Below are 14,421 nucleotides of genomic sequence, written 5' to 3' on the forward strand. Positions count from 1 at the left end.
CAGACGAACAATCATCATATCAGGAAGTGGCGGAACGATTCATTACGGGACAGGCGATGAAAACACGAAGGCCGCTTCCCCTTGCAGGGAAACGGCCTTCATCGACCACACCCTCAGCCCTGGAACCGGTTAGGGGCTGACGGAAATACGATCCTTGATCATGTCGAAGGTTTCTTTGGGGACCACATTCTTGGCCACCAATTCGCCCTTCACACGATAGGGACGGTTCGTGACGATCCGATCGGCTTCGTCCTTCTTCAGCCCCAGGAACAACACCATATCGCTCGCAGACGCCTTGTTCACATTCATCGCCGCCGAGCCGGCTACGGGAGCACTCGGCGCAGGCGCCATCGGGGCCGCGCCAGGAAGCGGAGGGAGTGCCGCGGACGGCGTCAGCGAACCGGTCACCGAACGGGAGCGGTCCTTGAGCTCTTTCTGATACCGGGCCACCAACGACTTCAGCGTTTCATTGTGACGCTTCACATCTTCATACTCTGCGCGCACATTCCGATTCTGTGAAGACACCGCTTTCAACTTATCTTCCAATTCTTTCGTGCGCGTATCGAGCGACCCGCGCTCTTTATCCCGGCCATGCTCAATGCGCTGCAATTCGTCACGCGCCGCTTGCGCCTCGCCGCCGAACTTGACGTTCAGCTCCTTCAGCGTCTTCACCTGTTGTTCCATCGCGTTCTTCTGCTGGCGCGTCTTTTCCAGCTCCATCTTCGCGCTATCCGCATCCGCCAGCGCATCCTGATATTTCTTATTCGAGACCACGCAACCGCTGGTCATCATCGCGACGACCACCAGCACCGACAAGATCCACTCACGTCTCATACGAACCTCCCCCTCTTACGATAAACTACGCATTCGTGAGATCACTCGCCGCTCTGCACCCAGAGCGCAACCCGTATCTCCAGTCTCACGATCCATGTCCAATTTGTGTGTATGCCATCAGTCCTTCTTTGTCAACATATTTGCGGCGGGTGCGGTGACTCCATCTCGCTTCGACGCACCCGGCAAGAAGCGTCTGTGAGCTTGACGGCAGCGGATAGCTCTGTGATGATCGCACCGAGACGCCATCACCACCAGCACACTTTTCACTACAGGAACATTATGACTGAATGGGGACCTGCCTTAGCGGTTATCCTTGGCATTGTGGAAGGATTGACGGAGTTTCTGCCGGTCTCTTCGACCGGACATCTGATTCTCGTGGGCCATGCACTCGGATTCACGGGCGATGCCGCCGCCAATGCGGAAATCTCGATTCAGCTCGGCGCTATCCTCGCCGTCATCGTCTTTGAACGAGAGAAAATCCGCCGCTTGCTCACCGGCGCCTGGCAGGAACAAGCCGCGTTGCACATCTTGCGACAGAGCGGCCGCCATCCGACCTGGCGCGCCTTGCTCCAAACGTCCATGCAGGCTCATCCGCACTTATGGTTTGTGATCGGGTTGGGGCTCGCCTTCCTCCCCGCCGCAAGCGTCGGCTTTCTCGCTCACGGATGGATTAAATCCGTGCTGTTCACGCCGCAAACCGTTGCCGCGACCTCAATCATCGGCGGACTGATCATTCTCGCGGTCGAAGCCCGGCAACCGAAAATCCACACCACGCAACTGGACCGGGTCTCGATCACGTCCGCCTTCTGGGTCGGCGTGGCGCAGTGTGCTTCGCTCATTCCCGGGATGTCACGATCCGGCTCCACCATCATCGGCGGCCTCCTCGCCGGACTCGATCGCAAGGTGGCGACTGAATACTCCTTCTTTCTCGCCTTGCCGACCATCATCGCCGCCACCGCGTATCAAATGCTGAAGGCGAACGCCACGTTCAATCAGGCCGACTATATGGCGCTCGGCATCGGCATGGTCGTGTCCTTCCTCGTGGCCTGGGCGGTCATTGCGGCGTTCCTGACCTACGTCCAGCGGCACACCCTGCGGGTGTTTGCTTATTATCGCATTGCGCTCGGCATCCTCGTGTTCATCGTCGTGCGCTAGCCAGCCCTAGCCAGCTGCGCCGGGCAGTTTGTGGTGCAGGCAGTGGGAACGAGCCGCTGGGGGGACGATCGTGGTGACAGGGAAGACTGCGGGAGGCGCCGAGGAACGAACGTTTACGCGCCAGGAGTCTGCACCGAGGGAGCCTGCGGCACCGCCGGCGGAACATCCTGCTTTTCAAACATGAAGTAGATGACCAGGAAGATCACTCCGACCGTGATCGCAGAATCCGCAACGTTGAATGCCGGCCAGTGATAGTTGTCGATATACACATCCAGGAAATCGATGACCTCCCCGAACCGTAGCCGGTCGATGAGATTGCCGACCGCGCCGCCGAGAATCGCCGACACGCTCAACCGGCCCATCCAATCCCGCTCAGGCATACGGTAGAGAATCGTACCGAGCAACACCAGCGCAAAAATCGACGTGAGCCCGAAGAAGACCATCCGAAACGCATTGCTGCTCCCGGCCAGTAACCCGAACGCGGCGCCCGGATTGCGGATATAGGTCAGGCTGAACAGATTGGGAATAATCGGGATGGACTCGTGCAGCCGCATGGTTTGCACGATGTGCAATTTCGACAACTGATCGGTCACGATCACGCCGCCCGTCAGCGAAGCCAGAACCAGATTGCGCAACGTTGCACCGCTCAACGGATGGCCTCCAGACACCGGTCGCACAACGTCGGATGTTCCGCATCGGCGCCGACCGCCTCGCGATAGTTCCAACAGCGCTCGCATTTGGCGGCCGACGACTTCGTCACCGCTATCTGAATCCCCGTCTGCCCGGCAGCACTTCGGGAAAGCGTCACTTTTGAGACGATGAAGATCGTCCCGAGATCTTTCTCGTAAGGGGCCAAGAACTGATAGGCCGTGGCGTCCGCCTCGAGCTGAACATGCGCTTCGAGCGACGATCCGATCACCTTGTCGCGGCGGCTCGTCTCAAGCATCCCCTGCACCTGGCTGCGATACTCCAACAAGGTCTCCCAGCGTGCCGCCAACTCCGCATTGCGCCACGACGGATCGACCTCCGGGAATGAGGCCAAATGCACACTCTGCGCGCCGAGCCCTCCGGGGACCTGCGCAGACACCACCCGCCAGATCTCCTCCGCCGTGAAGCTCAGGATCGGCGCCATGAGTTTCGTCATCGCCATTACGATATCGAACAGCACGGTCTGCGATCCGCGGCGCAGCGGAGAATCGGTCCGGAATGTATAGAGCCGGTCTTTCAGAATGTCGAGATAGACAGAGCTCAGATCCACCGAGCAAAAGTTATTGAGCGCGTGGAAAATCGTATGAAACTCAAAGTCGTCATAGGACTTCCGCACCCGTGGGATCAGCTCGCTCAGCCGATGCAGGGCCCACCGGTCCAACTCAGGCAACTGCTCGTAGGGGATGCGGTCTTTCGCCGGATCGAAGTCATACAGATTGCTCAACAGAAAACGGGAAGTATTTCTGATCTTCCGATAGGCCTCGATGAGATGGGTCAGGATTTCAGGTGAAATTCTGAGATCATCGCGATAGTCCTGCGCCGACACCCACAGACGCAGAATCTCTGCACCGGATTGCTTGATGACATCCTGTGGCGCGACCACATTGCCCGCCGACTTGGACATCTTCTTGCCCTGCCCATCAAGGACAAATCCGTGGGTCAGCACGGCCTTATACGGGGCTCGATGATCGGTCGTCACTCCGGTCAATAACGCACTATGGAACCAGCCGCGATGCTGGTCGGACCCTTCGAGGTAGAGATCGGCCGGCCACCACTTTCTGGGCTTGAGCACAGCGGCAAAGCTCACGCCGGATTCAAACCAGACGTCGAGAATGTCCCGCTCTTTTTCAAACACAGTCCCGCCGCACGTGGCACAAGCAGTCCCGGCAGGGAGCAGTTCCGCGGCGGATCGCTCGAACCAAACATCCGCGCCCTTCGACTCCATGAGATCGGCGACGTGATCGATAATCTTCGGATCGGCCAACACCGTGCGGCACGCCACACAGGTAAAACCGGGAATCGGCACGCCCCACACGCGCTGGCGCGAGAGACACCAGTCCGGCCGGTTTTGGATCATGCCGTTGATCCGATCGCGGCCATAGGCCGGAATCCACCGAACCCGCTCGATCTCCGCCAAGGCTTCCTTGCGGAGATCGTTCGTCTCCATCGACACAAACCACTGTTCAGTGGCCCGGAAAATGACCGGACTCTTACAGCGCCAGCAATGCGGATAGGAATGATTGAGCGAGCCATGCCCCAGCAGCCGCCCATTGGCCTGAAGGAATTCCACAATTTTCGGATTGGCCTTGAACACATGCTGTCCGGCGAATTCTTTGACCACATCCGTAAACCGCCCGCCGTTATCGACCGGGGCCAGGATTTCCAGCTTCTCGCCGACCGACGCGCTCGCATTGTGGTTGAGGACCAGAATATAGTCCTCCATCCCGTGGCCCGGCGCGATATGCACGCAGCCGGTTCCCTGATCCAGCGTCACAAAGTCGCCGAGCAGAATCGGAGACAACCCGGTCGACAGCGACCGTTGCGTTTCCAATCCTTCGAAACCCTCTCCGCCCTTCTTCACGCCGATGACGCGATAGTCTTCGAGCTTGCACTCCTTTGCGACGCTCGCTAAGAGCTTCTCGGCGACGATCAGCAGTTCGTGGCCGACCTGGACAAAAGCATAGTCGAAATCGCGATGGAGGCAGACCGCTTGATTGGCCGGAAGCGTCCACGGCGTGGTGGTCCAGATGACGACCGACACCGACGTGATGCCGTCGGGAAATGCGACGCCGGGGAATGTGGCGCTGAGCACCGACGGCGATGTCACGATCGGAAATTTCACATACACCCACGGCGAGGTGTGGTTGTCGTACTCGACTTCCGCTTCCGCCAAGGCGGTTTGATCCTGCGTGCACCACAACACCGGCTTGAGGCCTTTATAGACCCCGCCACGCTCGACAAACTTCCCGAACTCGCGCACGATCGATGCTTCATACGCCGACGTCATCGTGCGATAGGGCTGCTGCCACTCGCCCAAGACTCCGAGCCGCTGAAATTCCTCACGCTGAATCGCGACGTACTTCTCGGCATAATCGCGGCAGAGTTTGCGAATGGCCAGCGTATCCAACTCTTTTTTCTTGTCGCCCAACTCCTTCATGACCTGATGCTCGATCGGCAAGCCGTGACAGTCCCACCCCGGCACATAGGGAGCCTGGAAGCCCGCCATCGTCTTGGACTTCACGATGATGTCTTTGAGAATCTTGTTCAGCGCATGGCCGATGTGAATGCGCCCGTTCGCATAGGGAGGGCCATCGTGCAATACGTAACGCGGGCGCCCCTGGCCGGCCGCCTGGATCTGCTCGTAGAGCTTCTCCTGCGCCCACCAGGCCAGCATCTCCGGCTCCCGCTGCGGCAAATTCGCCTTCATCGGGAAATCAGTCTTCGGCAGATTCAGTGTGGCTTTATAATCCATAGCAATAGAGCAGACGCCAGGTCGTTCCAAGTGAATTGACGGGTGAATATACCGGAAGGAAGGGGGATGGTACCAGTGCTAACTAGCTGACGGACATCATGCGGTCGAGTGCGATCTTCGCCCAGCGCTTGTCTTCGTCGGGCACCACGATGTGATTCACAACATGGCCGTCAGCGAGGTTTTCCATGGCCCAGCAAAGATGCGCGCCATCGATGCGGAACATAGTGGCGCATTGGCAGACGGTGGAAGAGAGGAAGAACACCTTCTTATCGGTCAGATCGCGCTTCAAGCGGTTCACCAGATTCAACTCTGTGCCTACCGCCCAGGCGGTGCCGGCCGGCGCCGCCGTCACCGTCTTGATGATGAACTCGGTCGATCCCGAGAGATCCGCCTTGTTCACCACATCTTCGTGGCATTCCGGGTGGACGATCACCTTGCCGTCAGGAAATTGCTTCCGGAAATTGTCGATATGGACCGGCTGAAACATCTGGTGCACGCTACAATGGCCCTTCCAGAGAATCAGCTTGGCCCGCTGAATGGCTTCTCGCGTATTGCCGCCGTTGGGTTGAAACGGATCCCACACGATCATCTGTTCGCGCGGCAGCCCCATCTTGTTGGCCGTGTTGCGGCCTAAATGCTCGTCGGGAAAAAAGAGAATCTTCTCGCGTCTGGCCCAGCTCCACTCAATGACCGCTCTCGCATTAGATGAGGTGCACGTAATCCCGCCATGCTCACCGCAAAAAGCTTTGAGAACCGCAGCGGAGTTCACATAGACCGCCGGCATCACCGTCTCTTCCACCGGCAAGATGCGCCCCAACGTCTCCCAACATTGATCGACCTGTTCGATCGCCGCCATATCCGCCATGGAGCAACCGGCAGCCATGTCAGGGAGAATCACCGTTTGTTGCGACCTGCTCAGGATATCCGCGGTCTCCGCCATAAAATGAACGCCGCAGAACACGATATAGGGCCGCTCGGAACGCTCCGCTGCCAGCTTCGACAGCAACAACGAGTCGCCGCGAAAGTCCGCATGCTCAATGACTTCGTCCCGTTGGTAGTTATGCCCCAGGATCATAACCCGATCACCCAAGGCGCGCTTCGCCTCAGCTGTTCGGCGAAAGAGTTCCTCGGACGAAATCCCTTGGTAGTCAGTGATGGATCTGGGTACGGTTATCGTCGCCTTCACACACACCTCAGCAATAATCCAAGAGACTGGATTCTACGTTAGCCCCATCTCACAATCAACGAACCGGCTTCGTGAAGAAGGCCTAGCGGCTCGGTAGGCCTATTAGCCCGTTGACAACGACCGGGGCCGAGCATACGATCTTTCTCATAGCTAGGGGGGCCATCAGGCTGAGAGTCCGAATGATCGGACGACCCTCACAACCTGACCTGGGTAATACCAGCGTAGGGAAGCGGACACGTCGCCGGACCACCGGGACGACTTTCAGCCGCACCCCTCCTGTCAGGTGCGGTTTTTTTTGCATCACATGCTCCGCCCATAAATAGACGAGAGGAAGGGTAGCCCCATGGGAAAATCGACCACCGGATCGAACGGTCAGAATACAGCGGACAACGCAGCCACCTTGACGACCGCGCCCTTCCCGGCGTCGCGCAAAATCCACGTCAGCGGCGCCCATCCCGGCGTGCGCGTGCCGATGCGGGAAATCAGCCTCAGCCCGACCAAGTCCATGAATGGCGGCGCGCCGACTCCCAACGAACCCATCACGATCTACGACACCTCCGGCCCCTACACCGATCCCTCCGTCACCATCGACGCGCGCGCCGGGCTCGCCCCGCTCCGCCGCCAGTGGGTACTGGACCGGGCGGATGTCGAAGAACTCTCGGATGTCACCTCGCAATATGGCCGAATGCGCAAAGCCGATTCGAAACTCGATGAGTTGCGCTTTCAACATATCCGTAAACCGCTCCGCGCCAAAGCCGGCCAGAACGTGACCCAGATTCACTATGCCCGCAAAGGCATCGTCACGCCGGAGATGGAGTTTATCGCCATCAGAGAAAACCAATCCCGCGAAGTGGCGCGCGAACTCGCCTCCCGCAACGGGCATGGCGGCGGCATCGCGCAGCATCCCGGGCAGGCCTGGGGCGCCAACATTCCGAAGGTCATTACCCCGGAATTTGTGCGCGAGGAAGTGGCGCGGGGCCGCGCGATCATTCCCGCCAACATCAACCATCCGGAAACCGAGCCGATGATCATCGGCCGCAACTTCCTGGTGAAGATCAACTCAAACATCGGCAACTCCGCCGTCGCCTCGTCGATCGAGGAAGAAGTCGAGAAGATGATCTGGTCGATCCGCTGGGGCGCCGACACCGTGATGGATCTCTCGACCGGCAAGAACATCCATGAAACGCGCGAATGGATCATCCGCAATTCGCCGGTCCCCATCGGCACCGTCCCAATCTATCAGGCCCTCGAAAAAGTAAACGGCAAAGCTGAAGACCTGACCTGGGAGATCTTCCGCGATACGCTCATCGAACAGGCCGAACAGGGCGTGGACTACTTCACTATCCACGCCGGTGTCCGCCTCGCCTATGTGCCGATGACCGCGAAACGCATGACTGGGATCGTCTCCCGCGGCGGATCGATCCACGCCAAATGGTGCCTGGCCCATCATCAAGAAAATTTCACCTACACCCACTTCGAAGAAATCTGCGAGATCATGAAGGCCTACGACGTCTCGTTCAGCCTGGGTGACGGGTTGCGTCCCGGCTCCATCGCCGATGCGAACGACGAAGGCCAATTCGCCGAACTGGAAACGCTGGGCGAACTGACCAAGATCGCCTGGAAGCACGATGTGCAGGTGATGATCGAAGGTCCCGGCCACGTCCCGATGCATATGATTCAGGTCAATATGGAGAAGCAACTGAAGGAATGTCACGAGGCGCCGTTCTACACGCTCGGCCCTCTGACGACCGACATTGCACCGGGTTATGACCACATTACATCCGGGATCGGCGCGGCGATGATCGGCTGGTACGGTTGTGCGATGCTCTGCTACGTGACACCGAAAGAACACCTGGGTCTGCCGGATCGCGAAGACGTGAAAACCGGTGTCATCACCTACAAGATCGCGGCTCATGCGGCGGATCTGGCCAAGGGGCATCCGGGCGCGCAGATCAGAGACAACGCCTTGTCAAAAGCCCGCTTCGAGTTCCGGTGGGAAGATCAATTCCATCTCTCGCTCGATCCCGACACCGCCAAGGATTTCCACGACGAAACACTCCCGGACAACGCCGCGAAGGTGTCGCACTTCTGTTCAATGTGCGGCCCGCACTTCTGCTCGATGAAGATCACACAGGATGTCCGGGACTATGCCGCGCAATTGCAGGTCGATGAACAAAAAGCGATCCAAATCGGCATGAAGGAAAAATCGGAAGAGTTTAAGAAGTCCGGTTCAGAAATTTATCGCTAGAACGCGAGGATGCTCAAAACGGTCATCCTGCAAGGCGTGAGGCGAATCGAAACCGGAGGCGTACCCTCAGGGGTACGTTGAGGATTTCGATGGGCCGAGAACGCAGCTGGGGATCGTTTTCAGCATCCGTTGAACGGAGAAATAGCTATGAGTAAACCGCAACCAGCCCCATTACGAGAACGAGATATTACCCGGCAGATCGCGCGGGAATATTATAAAGAGTTCGATTCACTCATCGAGAGCGACGTCATCATCGTCGGCGCCGGGCCCTCCGGTCTGATTTGCGCCCACGACCTGGCGAAGATGGGCTTCCGTACCCTCGTGGTTGAACAGAGCCTCGCACTCGGCGGCGGCTTCTGGCATGGCGGCTATCTGATGAACAAGGCCACCATCTGCGAGCCGGCCAATGAAATTCTTGAAGAGATCGGCGTGCCTTGCAAGAAGATCAACGAGTGCGAAGGGATGTACATGGTCGATCCCCCGCATGCGACGGGCGCGCTCGTCGCCGCCGCCTACCGGGGCGGGGCGAAGGTGTTGAACCTCACCCGGGTGGTTGATTTGATCTTGAGAAAAGACGGCATTCTCGAAGGCATCGTGGTGAACAACACCACCGCCGAGATGGCCGGTCACGACTTCATCCACGTCGATCCCATCGCGCTGGAGGGTAAGATCGTGGTCGATGCCACCGGGCACGATGCCATCGTCGTCGACCTGCTCCACAAACGCGGCCTCTACAAGGCCGTACCGGGCAACGGCGCCATGTGGGTTTCACGATCCGAGCAGGAAGTGATGGACCGGACCGGCGAAGTCTATCCGAACTGCTTCGTCATCGGACTCGCCGTCGCCGCCGTGTACGGCACCCCGCGCATGGGCCCAGCCTTCGGCTCGATGCTGCTCTCAGGACGCTACGGAGCGGAACTGATTAAGAAGAAACTCAAACCGGAATAGACAGGGGAGAAATCCCTACCCCCTCACAGGCTGATCAAACAGGTCAGCCGGCGAGGCCGCAGAGAGGGCGAACCCGCAGGCGTACTTCTCAGTACGTTGAGGAGTTTGCACGAACGAGAACGAAGCTGGGGACCTTTTTCATCAGCCTGACCACCATGGATGTACAAGATTTTTTAGAGCAAGGCCAAGGCCGTGAAGAGGACAAGCGCGAAGCCTGGCACCTCTTTCAGCAGGCCTATGAACGCCAGATGAAGGGCGACCTGGAAGAGGCCGTCAATCTCTACAAGAAATCGCTGACCGTGCATCCCACAGCTGAAGCCTACACCTTTCTCGGTTGGACCTACAGTTTCATGGGACGGCTGGATGACGCCATCGAGGAATGCCATAACGCCATCGCACAGGACCCCGACTTCGGCAACCCCTACAATGACATCGGCGCCTATCTGATCGAAAAAGGCGACTTCGACGAAGCGATTGTCTGGTTTCAGAAAGCCATGCAGGCCAGGCGTTATGAAAGTCCGGCCTTCCCGCACCTGAACATCGGCCGGGTCTACGAGAAAAAAGGCCGTTGGACCGAGGCGATCGAGGCCTACAAGAAAGCGCTCACGCTCAACCCCAACTATGCGCTCGCGAAAAAATCGCTGGGGCGGCTGATCAGTTCCTTAAATTAGGATTGCATGGACCACACCGAACGCACCATCCTCGTCGCCGTGACCGATATCTTCTTCTACACGAAAGTCCGCGATGCTTTGCGCACCGGCGGCTACCGCATCGAGAAGGCCAGGGCTCAACAGGACATCGCAGAAAAAACGACTGCCACGGCGCCGACAGCCGTGATCCTGGATATGAACGACCTGATCATCGATGCCTTTCAAGCCATCGAAACCCTGAAAGGCGATGCGCGGTCGAAGTCCATTCCCATTCTCGCCTATGCCAACCATGAAGAAGTCGATACCTGGAACAGGGCCAAGGCACTGGGCGTCACAAAGATTGTCTCCCGCAACGAGTTCTCGGCCAGGACCAAGGATCTGGTCGATGAAGTACAGAAGGGCGCCCGATGAAACAATCCCGTCTGCACGCGCAACAGGTCCAACTCGGGGCGACGTTTGGAGAGGTCACCGGCTGGGAGGTGCCTGACCACTATGGAGACTGGCGCGCTGAGTATGACGCAGTCCGTCAGGCCGTCGGCCTTGCCGACCTTTCCCACCGCGGCAAAGTCAGGGTCACCGGCGACGATCGAGTGAAGTGGCTACAAAGCGTCATCAGCAACGACCTCCTCCCCCTACAGCCCGGCCAGGGCCGCTACTCCAGCTTTCTGACGCACAAGGGGAAGATGCTCACCTACTTCCGCTGCTACGTGTTGACCGACGCCGTCATGCTCGAAGACGTCGGAGAAATCGGCGACGCGACGTATGCCGCGCTCAAGAAGTTTCTTCTCTATGGAACAAAAGCCAAGATGGAAAACTGTGCGGAGAGCTGGGGGTTGCTGCTCGTCAGCGGTCCCAAAGCCGCGCAGACCGTGAAATCCGCCTTCGGCGTCGATTGCAGCGACTTGCAGCCGATCAATTTTGTGACCGCCCAGATCGGCGGACACCAGGCCCTGGTCATTCGAACAGAAGAAACCGGCGAAGTCGATCTGGAAATTCTGCTTCCCGCCGATGCGCTCGCCACGGCCTGGACCAGCCTTATGGAAACCGGTGCGCCGCTCGGCATCAAGCCGGTCGGCAGTCAGGCTCTCGAAGCCTTGCGCATGGAAGCCGGCATTCCCAAAGCAGGATCTGAGCTGAACGAAGAGATCGTCCCGCCGGAAGCGAATCTCGAAGGCAAGGCGTTCAGCCTCACCAAAGGCTGCTATCCTGGACAGGAAGTTGTCGCCAGGATGGACACCTACGGCAATGTGCGCCGAAAATTGACGGGGCTCGTAGTGGGCGATGGGACCATTCCTCCCAAAGGCGCCAAGCTGTTCAGCGGAGATCGCGAAGTAGGCTGGATCAGCAGCGCCACAGCATCACCGCAGCAGAACGGCATCATCGTGTTCGGATTTCCGCTACGCGATTTCAGTAAGGCAGGAACGATGTTATCGATCGAGGTCGAAGGCAGGAAACACGACGCGACGGTAGCGGATCTGCCCTTCTACCGCCGCGCCTAGCAGACAATTACTTCTCTGGATTTCTCGCAGCCGAGACTGCCTTGGCAAAGGCCAACAGGCTCGCCCGCTCTGCGTCGTCCAACGCCAATAAGAGATGCGCTTCTTCGCCGTGCATCAAACGCAGGCTCAGGAACGGCTCTTCCTTGCGCTTTTCCTTGTTGTCCCACATCGCATCGATCACCTGCACTTTATCCAACTGCCCGACCGACACCACGTCGTACCGGAAGTAGGAATCGCCGATGACGATATCGAACACGACATTGCCGGCGGTGAGCAACACCAGATTGAACCGGCCCTGATCTTCGTACCCCTCCGGCAAAAACTTATTGATATGGAACAAGGCCACTTTGCGATCGCCCAGGGCGGCGCGGAACTTTTCTTTCAGCGCCTGATAGTCGATCTGTAACGCTTTTTCATCCGGGCTCGTTGCCGCTGCCGCCGCATCTTCCGCTCGCTGATAGATTTCATCTGCTGACATCAACCCTGCCATAACGTGATCTCCCCTCTATGTCGTGCTATCCGACGTGATTTATAAAACTGCGTCCGCTATTTTCCGTGCCTTGATCGCCCGCACCACTCCGATGACCCCGAGCCCGGCCCAGGCAAACTCCAACAGAATGAACCCCACCCGCTGATCCTCAATCGCCACCACGCCCAACAGCAGCGATCCGATGATGTTCAAGGCCAGGTAGCCTGCATCCAGTTCGCGCCAGATCCCGCTTTGGATCAACGCATAGGCGGTCAGCACCATGAGCGCGCCGACAACCGACAACACCTGGAACAGCATAGTGGGGACGCTCCTGCATACCGGCTCGAATCGAGCTGGTACGGTAACTGGCCCGTGGTCGGGAATGCAAGAGGGATATTAACGCCGGCCAGCTACTTCGCCGAGAGGTGATGGGAGAAACGAACGGCTCCCTTATCGTCGAGCACGGTCACATCGAATGCAGAGCTGGAAACCCGCACCAGACCGAAATTGTAGTACCCGCCTTCTTGAATCAGATTCGTCGCGTTGAGCGCCAGCGTCGGAGGCGACATGCGTCCTGGCGCTGCGGAAAGCGGTCCCGCCACAAACTCATGAAAATCAGGCACCCCGTCCCCGTTCGGGTCGTATGCACTGGCTTGCACGTAGTGCACATCCCCCGCCAGGAACACCACATTCTTGAGATGCTGCGTGAGAATCGTATCGACGATCAGCTGCCGTTCATACTCAAACCCTGTCCCATCAGGCCCGCCCGCCCATCCATCGTTACCGGGGACCGTCGCCCCTCCCCCCTTGGGGATCGACAGCGGGACCGACGTCGCGATTACCTTCCACGTAGCCTGCGAATGACGCAACCCCTGCAACAACCACCGCAACTGCTCCTTGCCGAGCATCGTCTTCTCCTGCCCGTCCGGATCCGAATTTCTGCTGCGATATTGGCGATCGTCCAGAATGAACAGTTCCATATCCGCGCCATAGCGCACCGTCCGATACAGCCGCTGCGGATCGTCGGAGGGCGACGCAATCGGCCAATACTCGCGCAAGGCCTGACGACCCGCCGGCATCTGCGCTTCATACGGTCCGGCGAAGTTATTCTTCACTTCATGATCGTCCCAGGTCACATACACCGGCACCGATGCCAGAAACCGTCGCAACGGCAGCGACCCGCGCTGATACCGATGCCGCGCCCGATACTGGTCCAGCGTGGTAGCTTTAAAATCAGCCCCCGGTTCGTTGGGAGGCGCAGGACAGACATCATCGCTATAAATCGTGTCCCCCAGAAACAGGAAGAAGTCGAGGGGCTGTCGCCGCAGGACATCAAAGATCGGATACCCGTCCGCTCCGACCCGGCACCGCTGCTGACCACCCAGATCGCCGCTCCACGCAAACGTGACCGGGACCGACGTCCCCTCATCCGGCAGCGTCATGAACTCCCCGCGCGCCGCCAGCACCGCGTCGATATGTTCATGCGGCACAGCCACAGGCCCCACCAGCACGTGATACCGATAGTGCGTGCGGGGAACCAAGCCGGACAGCGGAATCGTCGCCGTAAAATCGCTCTCCGCCGTCGTGGTCACTCGATTCGTCCGCAAGAGAGGCCACACCACCGTTCCCATCTTCTCCGCCGCATCCCAGGCCGACGCAGGCGCCCATTCGATGTGCACCATCGCCGGACCATCCGTTCGCGTCCATAACGCGGCGCTATGCCCGGTGACATCGCCGACCGCGATCCCTTGCGGAAGCGTCTCCGGCTTGATCACCACCTCAGCCTGAAACGGACTGCCTGGAGGCAATCCCTCTCGTGAAGCAGACGTGCAACCGGCCGGAATAAGAGACAGCAGAATCGTGGCAATCAGCGGGGTAATAAATCGCATGGACAGTCCTTTTTCTATGAAGCTGGAGGGATCAAGCCCGGCACTGAGGCCTTGAAAATGAGAGGCACCCACCGGCATACTGC

General features: G+C 58.7%; 13 protein-coding genes and 1 riboswitch. Of the genes, 6 read left to right on the top strand and 7 right to left on the bottom strand.

The window, feature by feature from the left end; genetic code table 11:
- Positions 1-129: 129 nt before the first annotated feature.
- On the bottom strand, positions 130-834 hold the full coding sequence (locus NITLEN_RS01820; RefSeq protein WP_121987871.1) for a hypothetical protein: 705 nt from the start codon (positions 832-834) through the stop codon (positions 130-132).
- A gap of 279 nt (positions 835-1,113) precedes the next feature.
- On the opposite strand from NITLEN_RS01820, the gene NITLEN_RS01825 reads away from it, so the two are divergent.
- Positions 1,114-1,989, top strand: a complete 876-nt coding sequence (locus tag NITLEN_RS01825; protein ID WP_121987872.1) for an undecaprenyl-diphosphate phosphatase — start codon at positions 1,114-1,116, stop codon at positions 1,987-1,989.
- A gap of 113 nt (positions 1,990-2,102) precedes the next feature.
- Here NITLEN_RS01825 and lspA read toward each other — a convergent pair whose 3' ends face one another.
- The 3 genes from lspA to nadA form a co-directional block, all read right to left on the bottom strand.
- Positions 2,103-2,639 (bottom strand): signal peptidase II, encoded by a 537-nt coding sequence (gene lspA, locus NITLEN_RS01830; protein ID WP_245924361.1) that lies wholly within the window; start codon positions 2,637-2,639, stop codon positions 2,103-2,105.
- Positions 2,636-5,449 (bottom strand): isoleucine--tRNA ligase, encoded by a 2,814-nt coding sequence (gene ileS, locus NITLEN_RS01835; RefSeq protein ID WP_121987874.1) that lies wholly within the window; start codon positions 5,447-5,449, stop codon positions 2,636-2,638. Before ileS ends, lspA begins: the two co-directional genes overlap by 4 nt.
- Before the next feature lie 82 nt (positions 5,450-5,531).
- Entirely contained in the window at positions 5,532-6,635 is a 1,104-nt protein-coding gene (gene nadA / locus NITLEN_RS01840) for a quinolinate synthase NadA (RefSeq protein ID WP_181416576.1), read from the bottom strand.
- 142 nt (positions 6,636-6,777) lie between these two features.
- A riboswitch (TPP riboswitch) is annotated at positions 6,778-6,880 on the top strand.
- 98 nt (positions 6,881-6,978) lie between these two features.
- Between nadA and thiC the strand changes: the two genes are divergently transcribed.
- The 5 genes from thiC (at position 6,979) to ygfZ (ending at position 11,980) form a co-directional block, all read left to right on the top strand.
- Positions 6,979-8,883, top strand: a complete 1,905-nt coding sequence (gene thiC / locus NITLEN_RS01845) for a phosphomethylpyrimidine synthase ThiC (protein ID WP_121987875.1) — start codon at positions 6,979-6,981, stop codon at positions 8,881-8,883.
- Between the two features lie 147 nt (positions 8,884-9,030).
- A complete protein-coding gene (locus NITLEN_RS01850; protein ID WP_121987876.1) occupies positions 9,031-9,831 on the top strand; it encodes a sulfide-dependent adenosine diphosphate thiazole synthase in 801 nt (266 codons plus the stop codon).
- Positions 9,832-9,986: 155 nt separating this feature from the next.
- Entirely contained in the window at positions 9,987-10,502 is a 516-nt protein-coding gene (locus NITLEN_RS01855) for a tetratricopeptide repeat protein (RefSeq protein ID WP_121987877.1), read from the top strand.
- 6 nt (positions 10,503-10,508) lie between these two features.
- Positions 10,509-10,892, top strand: coding sequence for a response regulator (locus tag NITLEN_RS01860; RefSeq protein WP_121987878.1), 384 nt, complete (start codon positions 10,509-10,511; stop codon positions 10,890-10,892).
- Positions 10,889-11,980, top strand: a complete 1,092-nt coding sequence (gene ygfZ / locus NITLEN_RS01865; RefSeq protein ID WP_121987879.1) for a CAF17-like 4Fe-4S cluster assembly/insertion protein YgfZ — start codon at positions 10,889-10,891, stop codon at positions 11,978-11,980. The genes NITLEN_RS01860 and ygfZ overlap by 4 nt, the downstream gene beginning before the upstream one ends.
- A 7-nt stretch (positions 11,981-11,987) precedes the next feature.
- On the opposite strand, the gene NITLEN_RS01870 is transcribed toward ygfZ, so the two are convergent.
- The 3 genes from NITLEN_RS01870 to NITLEN_RS01880 form a co-directional block, all read right to left on the bottom strand.
- Positions 11,988-12,470, bottom strand: a complete 483-nt coding sequence (locus tag NITLEN_RS01870; protein ID WP_121987880.1) for a hypothetical protein — start codon at positions 12,468-12,470, stop codon at positions 11,988-11,990.
- Positions 12,471-12,509: 39 nt separating this feature from the next.
- Positions 12,510-12,767: a CBU_0592 family membrane protein gene (locus NITLEN_RS01875; protein ID WP_121987881.1), complete on the bottom strand. Its 258-nt coding sequence runs from the start codon at positions 12,765-12,767 to the stop codon at positions 12,510-12,512.
- 92 nt (positions 12,768-12,859) lie between these two features.
- Positions 12,860-14,416, bottom strand: a complete 1,557-nt coding sequence (locus NITLEN_RS01880; RefSeq protein WP_181416577.1) for an alkaline phosphatase D family protein — start codon at positions 14,414-14,416, stop codon at positions 12,860-12,862.
- Between the last annotated feature and the right edge of the window lie 5 nt (positions 14,417-14,421).

The organism is Nitrospira lenta, assembly GCF_900403705.1.
Classification (GTDB): Bacteria; Nitrospirota; Nitrospiria; order Nitrospirales; family Nitrospiraceae; genus Nitrospira_D; species Nitrospira_D lenta.

Coding starts and splice junctions, on each gene's coding strand:
- NITLEN_RS01820 (WP_121987871.1), bottom strand. CDS start 834: ATGAGACGTGAGTGGATCTTGTCGGTGCTGGTGGTCGTCGCGATGATG.
- NITLEN_RS01825 (WP_121987872.1), top strand. CDS start 1,114: ATGACTGAATGGGGACCTGCCTTAGCGGTTATCCTTGGCATTGTGGAA.
- ileS (WP_121987874.1), bottom strand. CDS start 5,449: ATGGATTATAAAGCCACACTGAATCTGCCGAAGACTGATTTCCCGATG.
- thiC (WP_121987875.1), top strand. CDS start 6,979: ATGGGAAAATCGACCACCGGATCGAACGGTCAGAATACAGCGGACAAC.
- NITLEN_RS01850 (WP_121987876.1), top strand. CDS start 9,031: ATGAGTAAACCGCAACCAGCCCCATTACGAGAACGAGATATTACCCGG.
- NITLEN_RS01855 (WP_121987877.1), top strand. CDS start 9,987: ATGGATGTACAAGATTTTTTAGAGCAAGGCCAAGGCCGTGAAGAGGAC.
- NITLEN_RS01860 (WP_121987878.1), top strand. CDS start 10,509: ATGGACCACACCGAACGCACCATCCTCGTCGCCGTGACCGATATCTTC.
- ygfZ (WP_121987879.1), top strand. CDS start 10,889: ATGAAACAATCCCGTCTGCACGCGCAACAGGTCCAACTCGGGGCGACG.
- NITLEN_RS01870 (WP_121987880.1), bottom strand. CDS start 12,470: ATGGCAGGGTTGATGTCAGCAGATGAAATCTATCAGCGAGCGGAAGAT.
- NITLEN_RS01875 (WP_121987881.1), bottom strand. CDS start 12,767: ATGCTGTTCCAGGTGTTGTCGGTTGTCGGCGCGCTCATGGTGCTGACC.
- NITLEN_RS01880 (WP_181416577.1), bottom strand. CDS start 14,416: ATGCCGGTGGGTGCCTCTCATTTTCAAGGCCTCAGTGCCGGGCTTGAT.